The 18,278-nt window shown below is 65.3% G+C and carries 22 protein-coding genes, 1 tRNA gene and 1 pseudogene; 9 read left to right on the forward strand and 15 right to left on the reverse strand.

Annotated features, from left to right (window positions below; genetic code table 11):
• Positions 1–26: 26 nt before the first annotated feature.
• Together NX02_RS28030 and NX02_RS28035 are read right to left on the reverse strand one after the other, a co-directional pair.
• The gene (locus NX02_RS28030; RefSeq protein ID WP_025295481.1) at positions 27–1,442 is read right to left on the reverse strand and encodes a DEAD/DEAH box helicase; all 1,416 of its coding nucleotides are present in this window, start codon (positions 1,440–1,442) and stop codon (positions 27–29) included.
• Positions 1,443–1,535: 93 nt separating this feature from the next.
• On the reverse strand, positions 1,536–1,970 hold the full coding sequence (locus NX02_RS28035; RefSeq protein WP_025295482.1) for a hypothetical protein: 435 nt from the start codon (positions 1,968–1,970) through the stop codon (positions 1,536–1,538).
• Between the two features lie 79 nt (positions 1,971–2,049).
• On the opposite strand from NX02_RS28035, the gene NX02_RS28040 reads away from it, so the two are divergent.
• From NX02_RS28040 to NX02_RS28050, 3 genes are all read left to right on the forward strand, one after another.
• Positions 2,050–3,471 carry an FAD-binding oxidoreductase gene (locus NX02_RS28040; protein ID WP_025295483.1) on the forward strand — a complete coding sequence of 474 codons (1,422 nt, stop codon included), beginning with the start codon at positions 2,050–2,052 and terminating at the stop codon, positions 3,469–3,471.
• Between the two features lie 88 nt (positions 3,472–3,559).
• A complete protein-coding gene (locus tag NX02_RS28045; protein WP_025295484.1) occupies positions 3,560–4,348 on the forward strand; it encodes a SapC family protein in 789 nt (262 codons plus the stop codon).
• A 4-nt stretch (positions 4,349–4,352) separates the two neighbouring features.
• The gene (locus tag NX02_RS28050; protein WP_025295485.1) at positions 4,353–4,889 is read left to right on the forward strand and encodes a cytochrome b; all 537 of its coding nucleotides are present in this window, start codon (positions 4,353–4,355) and stop codon (positions 4,887–4,889) included.
• A gap of 258 nt (positions 4,890–5,147) precedes the next feature.
• Here the strand turns inward: NX02_RS28050 and NX02_RS28055 are convergent, their stop codons facing one another.
• Positions 5,148–6,014, reverse strand: a complete 867-nt coding sequence (locus NX02_RS28055) for an N-formylglutamate amidohydrolase (RefSeq protein ID WP_025295486.1) — start codon at positions 6,012–6,014, stop codon at positions 5,148–5,150.
• A gap of 134 nt (positions 6,015–6,148) precedes the next feature.
• Between NX02_RS28055 and cpdR the strand changes: the two genes are divergently transcribed.
• Positions 6,149–6,526 (forward strand): cell cycle two-component system response regulator CpdR, encoded by a 378-nt coding sequence (gene cpdR / locus NX02_RS28060; protein WP_025295487.1) that lies wholly within the window; start codon positions 6,149–6,151, stop codon positions 6,524–6,526.
• Positions 6,527–6,579: 53 nt separating this feature from the next.
• Positions 6,580–6,654: transfer RNA gene (locus NX02_RS28065), tRNA-Val, on the forward strand.
• Positions 6,655–6,693: 39 nt separating this feature from the next.
• On the opposite strand, the gene NX02_RS28070 is transcribed toward NX02_RS28065, so the two are convergent.
• From NX02_RS28070 to NX02_RS31065, 12 genes are all read right to left on the reverse strand, one after another.
• Positions 6,694–7,764 (reverse strand): tyrosine-type recombinase/integrase, encoded by a 1,071-nt coding sequence (locus NX02_RS28070; RefSeq protein ID WP_025295488.1) that lies wholly within the window; start codon positions 7,762–7,764, stop codon positions 6,694–6,696.
• An 83-nt stretch (positions 7,765–7,847) separates the two neighbouring features.
• Positions 7,848–8,183 carry a hypothetical protein gene (locus NX02_RS33400; RefSeq protein WP_025295489.1) on the reverse strand — a complete coding sequence of 112 codons (336 nt, stop codon included), beginning with the start codon at positions 8,181–8,183 and terminating at the stop codon, positions 7,848–7,850.
• Positions 8,180–8,896 carry a hypothetical protein gene (locus tag NX02_RS28075; protein ID WP_047099869.1) on the reverse strand — a complete coding sequence of 239 codons (717 nt, stop codon included), beginning with the start codon at positions 8,894–8,896 and terminating at the stop codon, positions 8,180–8,182. The genes NX02_RS33400 and NX02_RS28075 overlap by 4 nt, the downstream gene beginning before the upstream one ends.
• Positions 8,897–9,304: 408 nt before the next feature.
• Complete coding sequence (locus tag NX02_RS28080; protein ID WP_025295491.1) at positions 9,305–9,850, reverse strand: hypothetical protein; 546 nt, start codon at positions 9,848–9,850, stop codon at positions 9,305–9,307.
• The gene (locus NX02_RS28085; RefSeq protein WP_025295492.1) at positions 9,847–10,080 is read right to left on the reverse strand and encodes a hypothetical protein; all 234 of its coding nucleotides are present in this window, start codon (positions 10,078–10,080) and stop codon (positions 9,847–9,849) included. The genes NX02_RS28080 and NX02_RS28085 overlap by 4 nt, the downstream gene beginning before the upstream one ends.
• Positions 10,077–11,111 (reverse strand): hypothetical protein, encoded by a 1,035-nt coding sequence (locus NX02_RS28090; protein WP_158014203.1) that lies wholly within the window; start codon positions 11,109–11,111, stop codon positions 10,077–10,079. The genes NX02_RS28085 and NX02_RS28090 overlap by 4 nt, the downstream gene beginning before the upstream one ends.
• On the reverse strand, positions 11,108–11,716 hold the full coding sequence (locus tag NX02_RS28095; RefSeq protein WP_025295494.1) for a hypothetical protein: 609 nt from the start codon (positions 11,714–11,716) through the stop codon (positions 11,108–11,110). The genes NX02_RS28090 and NX02_RS28095 overlap by 4 nt, the downstream gene beginning before the upstream one ends.
• The gene (locus NX02_RS28100; RefSeq protein ID WP_025295495.1) at positions 11,713–12,171 is read right to left on the reverse strand and encodes a hypothetical protein; all 459 of its coding nucleotides are present in this window, start codon (positions 12,169–12,171) and stop codon (positions 11,713–11,715) included. Before NX02_RS28100 ends, NX02_RS28095 begins: the two co-directional genes overlap by 4 nt.
• A 25-nt stretch (positions 12,172–12,196) precedes the next feature.
• The gene (locus NX02_RS28105) at positions 12,197–12,394 is read right to left on the reverse strand and encodes a hypothetical protein (protein ID WP_025295496.1); all 198 of its coding nucleotides are present in this window, start codon (positions 12,392–12,394) and stop codon (positions 12,197–12,199) included.
• Positions 12,388–13,077: a hypothetical protein gene (locus NX02_RS28110; RefSeq protein WP_162232728.1), complete on the reverse strand. Its 690-nt coding sequence runs from the start codon at positions 13,075–13,077 to the stop codon at positions 12,388–12,390. Before NX02_RS28110 ends, NX02_RS28105 begins: the two co-directional genes overlap by 7 nt.
• Positions 13,074–13,694: a hypothetical protein gene (locus NX02_RS28115; protein ID WP_025295498.1), complete on the reverse strand. Its 621-nt coding sequence runs from the start codon at positions 13,692–13,694 to the stop codon at positions 13,074–13,076. Before NX02_RS28115 ends, NX02_RS28110 begins: the two co-directional genes overlap by 4 nt.
• Before the next feature lie 203 nt (positions 13,695–13,897).
• Complete coding sequence (locus NX02_RS31065) at positions 13,898–14,494, reverse strand: LexA family protein (protein ID WP_084718138.1); 597 nt, start codon at positions 14,492–14,494, stop codon at positions 13,898–13,900.
• 388 nt (positions 14,495–14,882) lie between these two features.
• Between NX02_RS31065 and NX02_RS28130 the strand changes: the two genes are divergently transcribed.
• The 4 genes and pseudogenes from NX02_RS28130 (at position 14,883) to NX02_RS31070 (ending at position 18,278) form a co-directional block, all read left to right on the forward strand.
• Positions 14,883–15,887: a DUF7146 domain-containing protein gene (locus NX02_RS28130; RefSeq protein ID WP_025295501.1), complete on the forward strand. Its 1,005-nt coding sequence runs from the start codon at positions 14,883–14,885 to the stop codon at positions 15,885–15,887.
• A gap of 20 nt (positions 15,888–15,907) precedes the next feature.
• A pseudogene (locus NX02_RS34130) lies at positions 15,908–16,156 on the forward strand (DnaB-like helicase N-terminal domain-containing protein); the annotation flags it as partial.
• Positions 16,157–16,180: 24 nt separating this feature from the next.
• A complete protein-coding gene (locus tag NX02_RS28135) occupies positions 16,181–17,362 on the forward strand; it encodes a DnaB helicase C-terminal domain-containing protein (RefSeq protein WP_245648639.1) in 1,182 nt (393 codons plus the stop codon).
• Positions 17,328–18,278 carry a hypothetical protein gene (locus NX02_RS31070; protein WP_211258262.1) on the forward strand — a complete coding sequence of 317 codons (951 nt, stop codon included), beginning with the start codon at positions 17,328–17,330 and terminating at the stop codon, positions 18,276–18,278. The genes NX02_RS28135 and NX02_RS31070 overlap by 35 nt, the downstream gene beginning before the upstream one ends.

Below are 18,278 nucleotides of genomic sequence, written 5' to 3' on the forward strand. Positions count from 1 at the left end.
ATGCATGATCGCCGCTGCCCGGGCCTTCAGCTGCAGAGCTTGACGTCGAGGAAGCTCGGGATCGGGCCGTTCCAGCCGCCATCGTCGGGGCCGTCGTCGCGCGATGCGCCACGGCTGCGGCGCTGGTCGCGCGGTGCGGGCCGTGGGGCTTCGGGCTGCGGTGCGCGGGGTTGCGGCGCCTCGGGCTGCCGCGCCTCGGCCGGGGCGGGCGTGGCCTCGCGCGGCGCCTTGGCCTTGCGCGCACGACTGCGCGGCTTTTCCGACGCCGCCTTTTCAGGCTTGGCAGGGGCTGCTTCGGCTTCGACCGACTCCGCCGCGGGCTCAACCGTTTCGGCGGCGAGGCGCGGGATCTTCAGGCCGGTCAGCTTCTCGATATTCGCCACGGATTCGGCGTCATCGGGCGTTGCCAGCGTGTAGGCGGTGCCTGTCGCGCCCGCGCGGCCGGTGCGGCCGATGCGGTGGATATAATCGTCCGGATGCCACGGCACGTCATAGTTGAAGACGTGGCTCACGCCCTTCACGTCCAGCCCGCGCGCGGCGACGTCGGAGGCGACGAGGATGTTGATCTCACCCGTCTTGAACCGGTCCAGCTCGCGCAGCCGCTCGGGCTGCTCCATGTCGCCATGGATCTCCCCGGCGTTGAAACCGTCGCGCTTCAGGCTCCGCGCCAGTTCGCGCACCGTCGTCTTGCGGTTGGAGAAGATGATCGCGGTGTTGACGCCCTCGATTCGCAGCAGCGTGTCCAGCATGCGCCGCTTGCCGCGCGACGACACCTCGACCAGCTTCTGGTCGATATTGATGTTGGCGCTGGCGGGCCGCGCAACTTCGATCTGCTTGGGGTTCGAGAGGAACTTGTCAGCCAGCTTCTTGATCGGCGGCGGCATCGTCGCGCTGAACAGCAGGGTCTGGCGGGTCTTGGGAAGTTTGGTGCAGATCTGTTCGATATCGGGGATGAACCCCATGTCGAGCATCCGGTCCGCCTCGTCGATCACCAGCATGGAGCAGCCGGTGAGCAGGATCTTGCCGCGCTCGAACAGGTCCATCAGCCGGCCCGGCGTGGCGATCAGCACGTCGACGCCCTTTTCCAGCGCCTTCACCTGATCGCCCATCTGCACGCCGCCGATGAGCAGCGCCATCGAGAGCTTGTGATACTTGCCGTATTTCTCGAAATTCTCGGCGACCTGCGCGGCGAGTTCGCGCGTCGGCTCGAGGATCAGCGAGCGCGGCATCCGCGCGCGGGCGCGGCCATGCGCCAAGATGTCGATCATCGGCAGCACGAAGCTGGCCGTCTTGCCGGTGCCGGTCTGCGCGATCCCGATCAGGTCGCGCATCATCAGCACGGGCGGGATCGCCGCTGCCTGAATGGGCGTGGGTGAACTGTAGCCCGAATCATCGAGCGAGCGGAGCAATTCGTCTGAAAGGCCGAGGTCGGCGAACGTCATTGGCGATCCGGTTAAGAGTGCGAACTCATGCCGCGTCGCACGATTGCCCCGCGATTGGTCGTTGCGGACGGCAATGTCAAGCGAATCGGGTGTTTATCGCCTCACGCGGAGCTTGCGAAAGCGTTCGATTTCGCAGGAACCGCCCGATCGGGCGTGGATCGCATCGCGATCCGCGCAGATCATGCGGTCTTCATCGAGATGGACATAGATACCGGACCGGAAGTCGGGCCCGCCACAGTCTCCGTCGAAGCGGGCGCGCAGGCGGCTGCCGTCCATCAGCACCATGTCCAGGCTGCGCTTGGCCGAGATCGCGAAACCGCGGATCGCGCGCGACGGCACGCAGCGCGGTCCCTTGCTTTCCTTCCATTCCACGGGCGGCGCCGGGCGCGCGGTGCGCGGCAAAGGGGCGATCGCCGGCACCCGGATCACCACGCGCGAACGGAACTGGATAACGGGCTTGCCGCGGCCGGGCGGCGGCGGCGCATCGCCGCCCTGCATGAAGAACAGCAGGAACGTCGTGAAAATCACTGGCGGTTATCCATGTCGGGCGCAGGCGATGCCCTTAAGCGGTTGAACGGTGGATTAATCCCGTACTAGTTGCGCGGCCATGGCCAATCCGCAACCCGCCCGTCTCATCGACCAGCTGCGCGAGCGGCTGGGGCCGAAGGGCGTCGTCACCGATGGCGATGCGCTCGCACCCTGGCTCAGCGACTGGCGGGGGCGCTATCACGGCACCAGCCCGGCAATCGTCGCGCCCGCGGATACGGAGGAGACCGCGGTGGCAATGGCGATGGCCGCCGCCGCCGGCGTGCCGCTGGTGCCGCAGGGCGGCAACACCTCGATGGTCGGCGGCGCGACCCCGCCCGCGGACGGATCCGCGCTGATTCTCTCGACTCGGCGGATGAACCGGCTGCGCGCGCTGGATGCTGCGGCGGGCACCGTGATCGCCGAGGCGGGGGTGATCCTGTCCGACCTGCACGATGCCGCGGCCTCTGCCGGCTGGCGCTTCCCGCTGTCGCTGGCGGCCAAGGGATCGGCGACGATCGGCGGGCTCATCTCCACCAACGCGGGCGGCACCCAGGTGCTGCGCTTCGGCACGATGCGCGCGCTGGTCGCGGGGCTGGAGGCGGTGCTGCCGGATGGCTCCGTCTATCATGGCCTGTCGGCGCTCAAGAAGGACAATCGCGGCTATGATCTCCGCCATCTGCTGATCGGCGCCGAAGGTACGCTCGGCATCGTCACCGCCGCGACCTTGACCCTGGTTCCCGCCGCCGCAGATCGTGCAGTGGCGTGGGCGGGCGTGCCCGATCCGCAGACCGCGCTCGATCTGCTGCGCCGGCTCGAATCGGAAACGGGCGATGCGATCGAGAGCTTCGAGATCCTGCCCGCCGATTCGCTGGCGGCGGTGCTCCGCCACATTCCGGGCACGCGCGCGCCGCTCGCCGGCGAACATGGCTGGCACGTGCTGATCGAGGTGGTGGGCAAGGCCGCGGGCGGCGCGCGGCCGCTGATCGAGCCGTCGCTTGTCCGTGCGATCGAGGCGGGGCTGATCGAGGATGCGGTGATTGCGACGAGCGAGGCGCAGGCCGAGGCGTTCTGGAAGCTGCGCGAATCGATCTCGGAGGCGGAGCGCGCGTCGGGGCCTGCCGTGCAGCATGATATTTCGGTGCCGGTCGCGGCGATGCCGCGCTTCATGGTCGAGGCGGCGGCCGCGGCGGAGCGGGCATTTCCCGGCACCCATGCCAGTGCGTTCGGCCATCTGGGGGATGGCAACGTCCATTTCCACGTCCGCGCGGGCGAGGGCGCGCCGCCCGACTGGGTTGCGCGCAATGGCGCCGCGATCAGCGATTTCGTCTATGATCTGGTGGATGCCGCGGGCGGATCTCTCTCCGCCGAACATGGCATCGGCCAGATGAAGCGCAAAGCCTTCGGCCGGCTGACCGAACCGAGCCGCATCGCCGCGCTGCGCGCCATCAAGTCGGCGCTCGATCCGCACGGCCTCCTGAATCCGGGCAAGCTGCTGCCCTGACGGGCTTGCGTCCATCCGCAGGCGGCCATACAGCCTGCCCCACGCGCGCGGGGGGCCCGGGCGCAGCATATTCCACTGGAGTCTTTTCATGGCGACCGCGCCGGCGAACAATCTTCCGCTCTTCTACAACGGCCTGCAGCCGCTCTCGAGCACCGAGCATGCAACCTGGAAGGCGCGCAATATCGATACCGCGCCCTGGCTGGTTTCGCAGCACGCCATTCCCGTGACGATCGACGAGTTCGCCGCTGCGCAGCGTTTCTTCCCGATCGTCTTCACGCAGGGCAAGGATGCCGTGCCGATCGCGCTGATGGGCATGAACGAAGGCATCAACACCTTCGTCGACGAAACCGGCAAGCTGATCGACAATGTCTATGTGCCGGCATGGGTGCGCCGCTATCCGTTCATGCTCGCCCGGCTGCGTCCGGACAGCGATGAGCTGTCGCTGTGCTTCGATCCCACCGCCGAGGCGATCGGTCCGTTCGAGGACGGCCAGCCGCTGTTCGAGGATGGCAAGCCCAGTGCCGCGACCAACGCGATCCTGGAATTCTGCCGCCAGTTCGAGGAAGCCGGCCAGCGCACCACCGCGTTCATGAAGGAACTGTTCGAGCTCAACATCCTGATCGATGGCGAAGTCTCGATCCAGCCCGAAGGCAGCGAACAGCCCTTCGTCTATCGCGGCTTCCAGATGGTTTCCGAGGAAAAGCTGCGCGACCTGCGCGGTGACCAGCTCCGCAAGATGGCCCGCTCGGGCATGCTGCCGCTGCTCTACGCGCATCTTTTTTCGCTGCAGGTGATGCGCGAGATCTTCGGCCGCCAGGTTCAGCAGGGCAAGGGGCCGCGTCTCGGCCAGCCCGCGCCGGCCGTGATCGAGGCCTGATCCGATGGTCCGGGCAGGCCGCTCCACCTACTCCAGCGTGGCGATCACGCTGCACTGGGTGATCGGCCTGCTCATCATCGCCAACATCGCGCTCGTCCTCGCGGGCGGGCCGATGACCTGGCACAAATCGATCGGGATCACGGTCCTCGTGCTCAGCCTGCTGCGCTGGGCGTGGCGGCTGGGCCACCGGCCGCCGCCACTGCCTGCCAGCGTGCGGTCCTGGGAGAAGGGGCTGGCGCACGCGTTGCACTGGACCTTCTACCTGCTGATCGTGCTCATCCCGCTTTCGGGCTGGGCGATGAGTTCCGGCTCCCCCAAGGTCCGGCCGCTGCAATGGTTCGGCCTGTTCGACATTCCCTTCCTGCCGGTCGAGCGCGGCGGCGCGCTCTATGCCGCGTCGCATGAGTTCCATGAGATCATGGGATTGGCGATGATCGGCCTGATCGCGCTGCATATCGCCGGTGCGCTGAAGCATCAGTTGATCGATGGCGACGCCACGATGCACCGGATTCTGCCGATCGTTTCGCCGCCGAAAGGCTAATTCGTTTCCAAATCGGATGAATTGAATGGCATGGCCTTGAAAGGCCGTGTTTTGCGGCCTATCTCATTCTTTGACACCGGATGTGTTTCCCCCTTTCGCATCCGTGTCCACGCCTTCGGGCGTGTTTCCTCCCTGAACCTTGGCCACCTCGTGCTTGCACGAGGTGGTTTTTTCTTGATGTGTGCTGGCCGTGCCGGAGCGGCGTCTTGCCGGCCCGGTCGCAAGTCGCATCGGCTGCGATTGGCGTTCGGCGTCGAATCACTCGGCGGCCGCGGCATCCCGCCAACCGGTGACCTCTTCCGCCAGCCCCGCCGCGAGCGCCGCGACGAACCCGGCGATTCGCGGCAGCCCTTCGCCCGGCTCGCGCAGTCCGGGCGCGAGATAGAGGCTACGGTCGATTTCAAGCTGGATCGCATGGATGCCGCGCCGCGGATCGCCATGGCGGTCGAGCATGTGGGCACCCGCATAGGGGGTGTTGATCGCCACCGGCAGCCCCGCCACACGTGCCTCCGCCACCGCGCGCGCGGTGATGCGCGCTGCCGCCGACCGTCCGAAACGGTCGCCGATCACGACACGCGCGGTCGGCTGGCCGGCGGCTTGCCGGATGGGCGGCATCGAATGGAGATCGATCAGCACCGCCACGCCGAACCGCATCCGCGCCTGCGCCAGCAGCTGCGCCAACGCCTCATGGTAGGGGCGATGGACGGTGCGGATGCGCGCGGCGACTGCGTCCACGGACAGTTTGTGGCACCAGATGTCGCCATGGGGGTGCAACCGTCGGGGCACGAGGCCAAGCCCGCCGCGCACCTTCGCCGACGCGATCAGCGCGGTGCCGCGCAGCGGCGGATCCGTCATTTCGGGGTCGATTTCCTGCTCGGCGCGGTTGAGGTCGATCCACAGCCGCGGCACGCGCGCTACCAACCCCGCGACGCCGCCCGATGCGGCGGCCTGCCGCGCGAGGAGGTCGGCATGCCGGTCTTCCAGCGATTCGGCCGCCTGCATCGGGATTCGCAGCATCGCCGCCAGATCCGCGGGATAGTCGCGGCCGGCATGCGGCACCGAGAGCACGACCGGCGAGGTCAGCAGGACGGGGCCGATGCGGCTGAATGGCTGGGGCTCGGCCATCGCGTCATGCTAGGCGGAGGTGGCCGATGGGGCAACGCAGGTGTGGAAAATCATGGCCATGCTCCCCATAATTGCTCCGCGTCCGTTGGACGTTGCCGCAAGCGGCGCATCGCCCGGTGCGCGTTGGGGGTTGGATGATCCGGATTCTGCTCGCCGAGGATGATGCGGCGATGCGTCACTATCTCTCCCGCGCGCTCGAGACGTCCGGCTATCAGGTCACTGCGGTGGAATCCGGCACCGACGCGCTGCCGCTGCTCGACGCGCACGATTATGATCTGCTGCTGACCGACATCGTCATGCCCGAGATCGATGGCATCGAACTCGCCCGCCGCGCGACCGAGCGGATGCCGGCGTTGCAGGTGATGTTCATCACCGGTTTCGCCGCGGTCACGCTGGATGCGGGGCAGGCGATGCCGCAGGCGCGGTTGCTCTCCAAGCCGTTCCACCTGCGCGATCTGGTGATGCAGATCGACCGCCTTTTCGGGATCGGCACGACCCGCGATCCGCAATGACGATTCATGCTTGCACAGCACCGGAGGCGAGGCTAATAGCGCGCCTCCCCCGTGGGCGTGTAGCTCAGTGGTAGAGCACTGTGTTGACATCGCAGGGGTCGCAAGTTCAATCCTTGCCACGCCCACCATGAAAAGCCTCGCTAGGCCAAGTGCTTAGCGAGGCTTTTTTATGCCCGCAGCACCGTGACGTTTCCGTGCGCTTGGGTGAGCTTTGGGTGAATCGCCGGGCCGGCCTTCCGGGTGAGGTCGGCGACCACATCCTCAATGCCGGCGCGGATCGACGCCAGATAGTCCGGATCGAAGATGGCATAGCGCCCGGTCGTCTTGCTGAGCGGCCGGTGTCCAAGCGCTATTTCCAGTTCGACCAAGTCCACACGGCGGGCGGCGAGGATAGTCGCCATGGAATGGCGGATCAGCTTTGGTCCCCAGCCGTCGGGGATGCCGAGCGCCTCGCGGGCGGTATCCCATGCGGATCGCACGGACGCGACACGCAGTTGCTCGACGACATCGATTCGCTGATTCGGGTCGAACGATTTGCGCTCCTTGCAGACGAGCCATTCGGTCGTCTCGGTGAGCCATGCGTGAAGCAGGTCGACGACGGGCACGATCGGACGCACCTTCTTCGTCTGGAGGCGGCCCGCCGGGTTCAGGGCGAGGCGGCGCTCATCCTTCATCCACTGCTCGCGGCGGGGTTCGACGCTGATGTCGAGGATCGCATCGGGGCGCGCGAGCGTGCAGACCGCCCCGATCAGGTACCGGCGCAGGGGGATGAGCCGGTCGGCGTGACCGCCGTAGTTGCCAGACCCCCGCATCGTGAAGTCCAGCAGCTCGGCGATGCCGTCCACCGACAGGCGATAGCTTCGCTGCGCCGTCACCTGGTCGCGCGTCTTGTGCTTCAGCGGCGGCACGTAGCGCGTGCGGCGCGCATTGAAGGCATGGCTTAGCGCCGCCTTCAACTGGATGACGCTTTCCTCAACGGTCGATGCCGATCGCGGCCGGCTGGTGCCGTCGATCCAGTTGCCACTGTCGTCCTTCTTCCGTGCGACGATCGGGTCGGCAATCGCCCAACTCCGAAAACGCTCGAGGAAGCGGTCGTCGAGATGCTCGGGCAGGAACGGGTCAACTAGGCGCCCGGCCTCGGCCTCGCGGTCCATGAACCGGGTCATGAGCTTGAGGCGCGCGCGGATCGCGTCCGCGCTGGCCTGCGCCGATCCATGCTCAACCCAATAGTCCGTCATCGCCTCGGCAACGCTGTAGAGGCTTTGCTCGGCCGCGGTCGGCCGGTGCGTAGCAAGGTAATGGGCGTCGAGCGCGTCGCAGGCTAGCCGAACATCTTCCGTGCCCGTGCTCTTGCGGCGCTGGCGTCCTGCGGCGGCGTCGTACCACCAGATGTACCATTTGCTGCTGGCGGGTCGGCCGCCGGCGCCTCGGGCGAGGTCGAGCCAGAACCCTCCCCGCTGATAGACCCCGCCCTTATCTGTCGACACCGAGCTTGCTCCTTCAGAATTGTAGCCTTCGCGTCCGCCAGCCGCTCAATGAGCCCGATGCTGGCCAGCGCGTCCAGTTGATCTGCGCGCAGGCTGATGCCGCGGCCCATGGCCATCGCGCGGGAGACCTTGCGATCAAGGTCGATGATTGCCTCTGCGGTTGTGGTCATTGCGGCGTCTCGTGGGGCGGTAGATGCACCAGCCGCGGCGCCGGGCCGGGTTCCTCCACGATCGGCAGCCCCAGCTTGTTCGCGAGCTGTTGCGCGCGGGCCCTGGCATCCTCGATCGTCCCCGCAATGTCAGCCCCGCGGTAATCATCGCATGTGCCATCGCCGCGCACGATGCCGATCGAATAATCGACCCCGGTGATGATCTGACCTTTGTCGTCGCGGCACGTCGCATGCGCGATTCGGATAGTCCCCTCAGCCGGGTGCCAACCACTTTGCTTTGGCTGCGGGTTCGGAAGTGGCGCCCAGAGCGTCGGGTGAACCGCATAGCCGTCGCCATCATGCCATCCGTCATCGCAGCGGGTTGCAATCACCCAAGGCGCCGCCGCGAGGAACTCGTCGTCGGGCGCGTGGGCGAGGATCCAACGACCATCCACCGGCGCGGTATCGATCGGCTGCGGAAGAAAGCGCGATTCCAACTGGTCGATGTGCGCCAGCAATACACGCACAGCCTCGGTCTCGATCTCGACGCGCGCCACAATGCCCTGCGAACACAACTGGTCGCGCACATAGTTTCTCACAGCATCGGCCCAGGCCGTCACTTGCTCAGCGGTGTTGGATAGCGCTCCGGGTGAGGCAAGCCGGATCGTGCGGATGATAGCAAGATCGCCGTTCTCGAAGGCCTCCAACTCCGTTGGAATGGGGAACTCGGTCATGGTCGATCGTCTCCGTTTGCGGTGAGGGGGTGCACCCGGCAGGCGGGGGCTTTGCCCGCCGGGTGCGCACGCGCGGCCGGGGAGCCTCGCGCGTGATCTGAAGCATGCTCGCGGGGGCGCGAGGCGAAGCGGCTGGCCGCGTGGACCACTGTTCGCTCCGCCTGGGGCGCGCGCTCGCCGCCGTCTGGACCGGCCTCGTATCCCGTCCAGTCGCCACACACCCGGTCCTCGTGCGTCCGCGGCCAGCACCCAACGACTTCGCCGCCGATGTGGGTCAACTCCGGGGGATTGGCAGTGCATGCACCGAGGCAGGGGTCGTTCTTTCCAACGGGCATGGCCGTGGCAACCGCGATGGCAGGCATCTGACGCTGCCAGAAAAAGCAGTTACCGCATCGCTCTTGAGGTTGATCAGTCATCCTGTGCGTCCTCTCCGGGGACGGGGGTCTTGACCGCGGCGTTCCGGGCCTCGTTGAGCGCACGGCGTCGTACCGCGTCTTCCTGGAAGTGAGCGATCATTGCGCGCGCGTCGTCGAATTCAACGGGATCGGTTTCGCCGACGCCGGCAATCCGACCGCAAGGGAACTCGACGAAGATGTCGTTCCCGGCCGCCCTGCCGTCGTTGACGCCCGCCGCGGTGAGCGGTCGAACTTGGCCGTCAAGGCACAGAGCCCAGCCGGTCATAATCGACCGCCAAGGCACCGCCTTGGGCTCGCCGTCGTGATCTTCCACGTAGCAAACGATCGTCTTGAGCCCGCTCTCGCAAGGCATGATCTGAACCGGCCGGAGAAACAGGTCCGGCACCTCGCCGATGAGGCGAATGGGGGCGCCCTCACGGAGGTGCAGCATGCGAACGATCGCGCCATGACGGTTGACGCTGGACTCGCCTACCCGTTCGATGTCGTCGAGCCGAATAGCGCCGCCAGCGAGATAGTGATCAAAGAGTCCGAGCATCATGCATTCCCTGCGATGCCGACGAACGTCGCGCCGGCGTGTTGAAAGGTAATATCGTGGTGCAGCTCGTGGCGGAGATGATCGGCGCAGCGGTGGATCACGCGGCAGCGGACATCCCCGCAGGGCGCGCCACCCGCGAAGCATCGCGCGCCGTGGCAATCGAGCCGCCGTCCGCCGTCCTCAGCCAGGATGCGGCGCAGAGCGCTTTCTGCATCAACGCCGTTGCCGCTCATGCTACGCAGCTCCGCTGGCCGACGATGATATCGTCGAGACGGTCGAAGGCATCGAGAGCAGCCGGATCCGGTATCATCGCAACCCAACTGGTCTCACTGTCATCGGTCAGCGCTTCGTCGAGGCTGCGCGGGCCGAATTTGTTTTCGTAGGTTCGGAAGCCAGCGTTTACGAACCGCTTGATGTTCTTCGCCGCCTCCGCCTCGGAGATGGTGCCGGCGAGGATCGCGACATAGATTTCGCTGATGATGTCCTTGCGGGTCTGCTCGCTCGTCCAGTGCGGCACCATGGCCGAGATACGGGAATAGAGGGGGTCAGCCTCCGGCCGGATCGGAACGAACGGCACGGCGAGCGGCCTTGGCTTTCTGCTTGCCCTGAGGCTCGATCCTGCGCCCTTCGTCTTGGCCTGAATGCCGGCCTGGTCTCGCAGTCTCGCAATCTCTGTTCGCCCGCCGCCGAACGCGCGTTGCACCTCCATCACTGTCGCCCCGCTCCGCAGCATTTCCAGCCGGGGCGCTTGCCAGTCCTCCCTTTTTGTTGCGGCGCATCCCCCCGGATGGAATTTGAGCTTCCCGCAGGCGCAGAGCGGGGCGATGCCCTCCGCTTCCATCTCGCCCAGCATCTTGCGGATCACTGGCCCAACGCTGTTTCTGGACCTTCCCAGCTTCGCCACGATCGCATCGAAGTTCTCTTCGCTGGCGATCAGCGCTCGCAGTTCCTCCGGCTGGCACAGCCTCTTTAGCCGGCGTTCGAGTTCGCCGCCGTCCAGCCGGCGCACCCTTCCGCTCGTTCCGAGCTTCGTGCGCGTCACCATCGAGAAGGTGCAGCCGCCGTTGTGAAACTTGGGCTGTCCGCAGGGGCACGGCGGCAGGCTTTCGCCTGCGGCGTCCATTGCCTGCTGGATCTTCCGAACCTTCGGTGCGATCGTCCTGTGCGAGCGGCTGAGTTGGCGGCAGATTGCGGCGATGCTGGGCTCGCTGATCATCAAGGTGCGGATTTCCGCGTATCTGATCAACACGGGTGTCGGGCTCATCGCGCCAACGCCTTCGTCTCAAGGCTGTAGCGCCCGCCGCCGAGATCGGCACCGTTCAAAATCAGCCATGCCTTCATCTCTTCAGCGAACAGGGCGAGCCGCATCGAGTTGGTCCAGCGATGGACAAGGCTGCGCCTGGGGAAGCCGTCGTCGATCTCCCGGCCCAAAGTGGCCGCATCCGTCAGGACGGACATTTCGACATCGCCGTCGTTGATGATGAAAAGCCGACCGTCGAGCGCCAACACGGCGTCCGCAGCTTCGCTCGGGCTGCCAAAGCGTCTGCGATCCAAGAACATCCCGCGTGACAGCATGTAGTTAACCAGCGCTTCACCACGCTGAGGGGCGCCGCGCATATGCTCGATGATCGCGTCAAGCCGGGGCTTCCGGTGATGTTCCTGCCCGTCGAAGGGGATGCCGTACCAAGCGGCTGGCCCTGCATCGTCAATAAAGAGATCGACCGTGATGCCCGACGCCTTCGCCGCCTGCAGGATGCAGTAGGCATAAGTGTCGGGATCATTGCGGGTCAGATGGGTCTCGCACCCAGCGAGGACATCGCTGATCGGCGGCGCCTGCGTGAGATCAGGCTGCTCGTGACGTTCGGTCACTGGCGAACCTCCAAAGCATGAGTTGGGCGGTAGAGGCCGACGACGCGGCCAATGATCTTGTCGGTCAGGTGCCAGTCGTGGAATGGGCCATCGCCGCACTGGATCACTCCGCGCACGCGCGGACTGAGCGGGCGGATCCACCAGCGGCTCGGGTCTGACCGAGAGCGCTCGACGCGATAGATCCGCCTACGCACGTCCAGATACTGACATTCAAGCCGCCGATAGGTCTCCCACGACATGCCTGCGCGGGGCCGCTGCCACTCGATGACATAGAGCGCACCATTGACGATCTCGCCGCAGCAGCTTTCCGACGTGTCGAAAACGGCCACCTCGCCCGGCGCGAGCAGCGGACACTCGTCTCGCTCCTGCACCGTTATGACTTCGTACCCGTGCGGTACGGCATCGAAGATGCGTAGGTCGTCACTGAGTTCGCGGGGAGCCTCGATCACGGGCATGCCAGCCGGCGCGAACCGATGTGGATTAGATGCCATTGCGCATCTCCCGCACGTCGATCGGCACAGACGGGCCGAACTGGATGTGAAGGTGGAGGCCGAGCCATTCGAGGGTGAAGAAGCGGACGCCCTCCACCTCGCGGGTTCCGTCGAGGGACTCGACGAACATGACGCGTCCCCAATGATGCCAGGGCACGAGCGCGGCGCAGAGGCGGGCGATCAGCATGGTGCACCGCCAGTCTCATGGTTGAGAAACTTCTGCGCCTCGGCGAACAGCGCAGGGCCATCCGTGCGCGTATGCGCGCCAACGAAGCCACGCTTGGTCAAGCCGGATGCAATCAGCAGCTTGCGAATGACCTGTCGCGCGGAGGTCGCGGGCATCTCAATCAACTTGTCTTCGAGCGAGCATATCAAGTCGCTCGAAGCGTCAAAGTCTGCGGCGCCGCTGTCGAGAGCAGAGGTGGCGGCATCGAGCCGCAGCGCGAGTGTGTCGAATGCTTTCGCTTCCGCACTGATCGCCGCCGCTCTTTCCGGGTAGAGGAAATCGTCGCACAGCCGCGCAAAGCGCAGGGCATCGCGCATCAGTGCCGTCAAATCCTCGTCGGGAATGGCGCAGCAATCGCGATAGCGCTTCGTGAGAAGGTCGAACTTCAATTCCATCGCTTCGGCGTTCGGCGCCTCGGCCTGGATCAGCTCGTCCATGCGGGCGCACTTCGCTTTGTTCAGCACATCGCCGGCAGGATCTTGGAGCGGGTTATCATCCTCCGCATCACGCGCGATCTGGAAGGCTGAGCGAAGGCGGCGCCACTCAGACCAGCGCCACGCCTGACCCTGCGCAGCATCGGCTACGAACCGTTCGAGGGCGTGCTCCGGGGGCCATGCCTTCATGGCTGGAAGCGCGGCGCTCACGACCGCGGCCTCGACGTTTCGCGGTCGGCATTCTTCAGGTCGTCCTGTGCGATTGCGTAGGCGCAGAGGTCGATCGCGCCCTCAAGGATCAGCGATCCGCGGTCGGTCTGGTCGTGCTCGAAAGCCGCCCACAAGACTGCATGGATGGTGCGAAGCGCGGCCTTCAGGTTGCCCTGCTGCGTGATCATGTCCGTGTGGAAGCGCCGCTTGAACTCGGCGTCCTCGTCCGCATCGGCACCGGCGTTATCGACGGCGGCGGTTTTGCCATCGATCCAGCCGCGCGCCTCTCGGTGCAGAGCCCGGGTATCCAGACCTCGTCTCACGCCCTCATCGCCTTCACACGTCATGAGGCCGGTCAGAAGCTTCTGGATCATCTGCTCGGGCGTCTCGGCTGGGATAGCCAAGAGGGCATCCTCAGCGGCGCATTCAGCCTCCGAATAGGCGGTGGCGACCTCGTCCGTCTTCGCCGAATTGCAGGCGCTCCGTGCCGCGTCGATCGCGGCTATCGTGGCGTTCCACTGCAGATGGTTGGCGGGGCTGATGCGATGCGTGGCGGCGGCGAGGTTGTCATAGGCGCGGATGCGTGGCGCGCCCTTGTTGATCGTGTCGATGGCCATATCAGTTCTCCCCAGCGATGGAGCAGGGAGGCCAACGGAGGCTCGCCCCCGGCATCGCGGGGCTGACAGCGCGTCATTCTTCCTGCTTGCCGGGCCGACCAATTGTGCCGCTGTGCGAACACGTCAGTGCGACCCGGTGAAGGAAAGTTAGCCGCATAGGCTAAAAGCCGTCAACTCGTAAAATTAGCCTATCGGGCTAGGCGTCACATTTTTGTCGCTTGGAACACCACCCGGCCGATCACCGTGAAAGGCTCCCGACCGAACATAATTGGCTGATGCTCGGGGTTTGTGGACCGTGGAACTAGCCGCGGAGGGTCGGCGCGATATTGCTTGAGGGTCGTCTCGCCAGCGCCATTCATGACGGCAAAGATCTTGCCGTCGAGAAGGTCGGGTTGGGTGGGATCGATGACGACATATGCGTCATCGGCGAAAATCTCATTCATGCTGTCGCCCTCCGGCCGCAGGGCGAAACACGCTTCTCCGACGCCTGGCACCGGCATCATCTCGTCAGTATGGGCCACCGCCTCGCGCCAGTTGCCTGCGGCGATCTTTCCGACCACCGGCACCATGCGGACTGCTGGACGCCCTGGTTCCTCCAGTAGGTCGCCAATCGACACACCCAAGGCCTTCGACAGCTTCACCAGCCACTCAACCGATATCGCCCGCTGCGACCGCTCTAGCTTGGCGATCGTCGTGAAATGCGTCGTCGGTTCGATCATCGAAGCCAACTGCTCCATTGATAAACCCCGCGCGCGGCGCAGCTCGCGAATGCGGGCACCAACTGGGAGAGTGTCACTCATGTTGTTTCGGCTCCGTCTGTTCGCGGCCCCTTAGCCAAAATGGCCAAGTCATGCTAGACGGTAATTTGGCACAACCTCTTGCGGCTATTAGCCAGAGTGGCTAGTCTCGTCCCTATGACGACATGCGAGATTGCGGATCCGGCAAGCCGGACGGGCGCTGAAAAGCTTTCGGCATATCTGAAGCGCGAGAGCCTTAGCTATTCAGAGTTTGCTCGGCGGGCGGGAACGCCGCACGCGCGAACGATCGAGCGGATCGCCAAAGGGCAGCGCGAACCCGGCCGCAAAATGCTTCAAGGCATCTTCGCTGCCAGTAATGGCGAACTCACCGCGAATGACTGGCTAATCCCGTTGGTCTCGTACGCCGTGCCTGACGGTCAGGCGCTTTAGAATGCAGCGGGGGCGAAAAGCAGAAGACGACGACGCGTTCCGGCGTCGGGTCGATGCGGCGCGCGGACGCGTCGCGTTATCGGATGTAGTCGGTCGCTATACCAAGTTGTTGCGGGCCGGACGGGAGCTGGTCGGGCTCTGTCCATTCCACAAAGAGAAGTCACCGTCGTTTCGCGTCAACGACGCGAAGGCGACCTATTATTGCTTCGGCTGTGGGGCGTTTGGCGATGTCATCAAGTTCCTCGTCAAGAAAGCAGGGCTGTCGTTCATGGACGCGCTCCGCGACATCGAGGGCGGCACGTATCCCGAGGTCGACCCGGTGGAGCGGGCGCGCCGCGCGGAAGAGGACGCGGCCGAACGCGAGGCGGCCATTGCGGAGGCGCGCCGGATCTGGGACGGTGCGTCGCCGGCGGCTGGGTCGCCCGCCGAGGTCTACGCGCGCAGCCGCGGCATTATCATGCCGCTGCCGCCGTCGATCCGCTTCACACGGGTCTATGCCTGGATCGATCGGGAGAACGGCGAAGTCGGTCCAGATCTGCCGGCGCTGATCGGTGCCGTGACGGACGGCGCCGGCGAGGTCATCGGCCTGCAGCGCATCTTTCTTGCGAAGGGTGGGCGCGCGAAGGCCGGCATGAAGAAGCCCAAGAAGTCGCTGGGCCGCATACGCGGCGGGGCGCTGCGGCTCGATGCGACTCTTGTGGCGAACAGTGACCTCATTCTTGACGAGGTCATCATCACGGAAGGCCCCGAGGACGGCTTGTCGCTGGCGCAGGAGATGCCTGACCGTCGTGTCTGGGTCGCGCTCGGCACCGCCATGATGCCGGAGGTGCAGTTCCCGCCTGAGGTCCGCTCGATTGTCATTGCCGGTCAGAATGACAAGGCCGGGCACGATGCGGTGAAGAAGGCTGGCGAGGCCCTTGTAGAGCGCGGGTTCGCCGTGCGCACCATGTTCCCGGCGCCCGAGTTCAAGGACTGGAACGACCAGCTTCGGGGCATCCGCAAATGAGCGGAGCCTTTGATGAAGAGATGGGGGGCGCCCTGCCGATCGAGCCGCTGGCAACGTCGGCTATTCGCGCGCTGTGCAACCCCGAGGCCGAGCTCTACCTGATCGAGGAACTGATTGCCGACAACAAGCTGATCGAACAGGCGGCAGACGAGGTAAGAGCGGTGGACTTCTCAGCCGCGCTTCACGCCCGGATCTTCACGCGAATGATTGCGGAACATGCCTCCGGCCGCCGGGTCGAAGCGATCACGCTCGAACCCTTCTTTCGTGAGGATGAGGATTGGATCAGCGGCAAGATGTTCGGCCGGCTGTCTGGCGCCGATATCAACGCATCGCGGGATCGATCCCGGATCCGTGGCTATGTCGACCACCTCGTCGAACTGTCGAAGCGTCGGCGGCTGGTCGCTGGCCTCCAAGATGCCATCGCATCTGCGCGCACGATCGAAGTGCCGCTGCTCGAACTGGCGACCCACATCGACGAAGCAGTTGCCGTCATCACCGAGGCGGAGCAAACCGAGGAGCATGGCACGCTCGGCGAGTATGCCGCCCAGGTCATCGCTGATTGGGGTAAACCGATCCACGGCGTGCGCAGCGGCCTGATCAAGTCGCTCGACGATGTCACTGGAACACTGGAGACCAGCGACACTGTAGTCGTGGCCGGCGGGACCGGCATGGGCAAGACGGCGTTCGCCAGCAGCTACGCGATCGGCGTCGCGCAGGTCGGCCAAGGCGTGCTCATGATCAGTCAGGAGATGACCGGCGTGCAGCTCGCCCGGCGTGCCATCGCTGACGCCTCTACCCTGATCGGCCAGGCGGTCGATCATCGCGGGATCCGCAACCAGTCGCTCGATGGCGAGCACATGATGCGCATGACGCGCACCGCGGAGAAGCTGAGCGAACTGCCGATCGAGGTCGTTCCCGCCGCGGGTATGACCGTGGACAAGCTGCGCCGCGTGATCCGCCGGCAACGCCGCCGGTTCCAAGCGAAGGGCACAGAGTTGATGCTCGTCGTAGTCGACTATCTCCAGCTCATGCAGCCGTCGCGCGCGGGAATGTCAGCCTACGAATCCGCGACCGAGATCAGCAAGGGCCTAAAGCTGCTGGCAGGTTCAGAGAACGTCGTGATGATGGCGCTCTCGCAGTTGAACCGCAACATGCACAAGCGGGCATCGCACAAGCCGGAACTGGCGGATCTGCGCGACAGCGGCCAGATCGAGCAGGACGCATCGACCATCATCCTGCTGCATCGCGAAGAGCAATTCGTGAGGAACGAGGAGCCCAAGACGAAGCCTCGGGACAGCCTCGAATACACGGACTGGGAGACACAGTTGCGCGCCTGCCTCGGCCGCATCGAGTTCATCGTTCCGAAGTCGCGCCACGGCACGACCGGCAAGGCGCTGGGCTGGTTCTTCGGCAAATATCAGGCCGTCCGCGGCAACGAGCATGATCCTTCTGACTATGGTGGCTTCTATGTCTGACGCGGCGCTCCCCGACCCTCTCACGCCGCCGGACTGCGATCTGCGCGGGCTGGAGTATATGCCCCTGCTGGGCAATCACCTGTTCGGCAGCGAGTTCAACGCGCGCGCAACGGACAGCGAGTGGCGCGCGGCACTGACGCTATGGTGGGCTGCATGGGGACAGGTGCCGGCCGCTTCTTTGCCGGACGAGGATACGGCTCTGTGTCGCTTCGCGGATCTCGGAAAGGATGTGAAGTCGTGGCGCAAGCTTCGCGCTGGTGCGCTGCACGGATGGGTGAAGTGCGCTGACGGGCGGCTCTATCACCCGCTGCTGGCCAAGCAGGCTTTGATCGCCTGGGAAAAGCGGCAGCAGGATCGGCAGGCGCGGACGACCTCGGCAGAGCGGAAGGCACGGGAACGCGCGGATCGATCGCGCATGTTCGAGGATCTCGCTGCGGTTGGCGTCACGCCGGCATGGAACATTCCAACAGGTGACCTACGCGCTCTCGTCACCGAGCATGTCCGTGACCAGTCACGCGAAAAAGTCACACCTGTCACGCCTCCTGTCACACGAAATGTCACGGCTAAGACGGGACGGGACGGGACAGTATATTCCGATACTAACGTATCGGGCGCTGACGCGCCGCCGATCGATGTCGTGAAAGCGATGTTCGACGAGGGCGTCGCCTTGCTTGGCCAGTACGGCCGGAACGCCAGTTCCTCGCGAAGCATCATCGGGAAGTGGCGCAACGCTCGCGGACCCGATTGGGTGTTGAGGGCGATCCGCGCTGCCAAGGCCGAAGCGACGGGCGATCCTGTGGAATGGATCCAGGGCCGCCTTCGGCGCGAGAACTCCGACGAGGATGAGCGGGCGGCGTACAGGCGGCTCGCGGTTCAGGAATATCTGGAAGCCGACAAAGCGGCGGGGAGGGCGTGA

Source organism: Sphingomonas sanxanigenens DSM 19645 = NX02, from assembly GCF_000512205.2.
Classification (GTDB): domain Bacteria; phylum Pseudomonadota; class Alphaproteobacteria; order Sphingomonadales; family Sphingomonadaceae; genus Sphingomonas_D; species Sphingomonas_D sanxanigenens.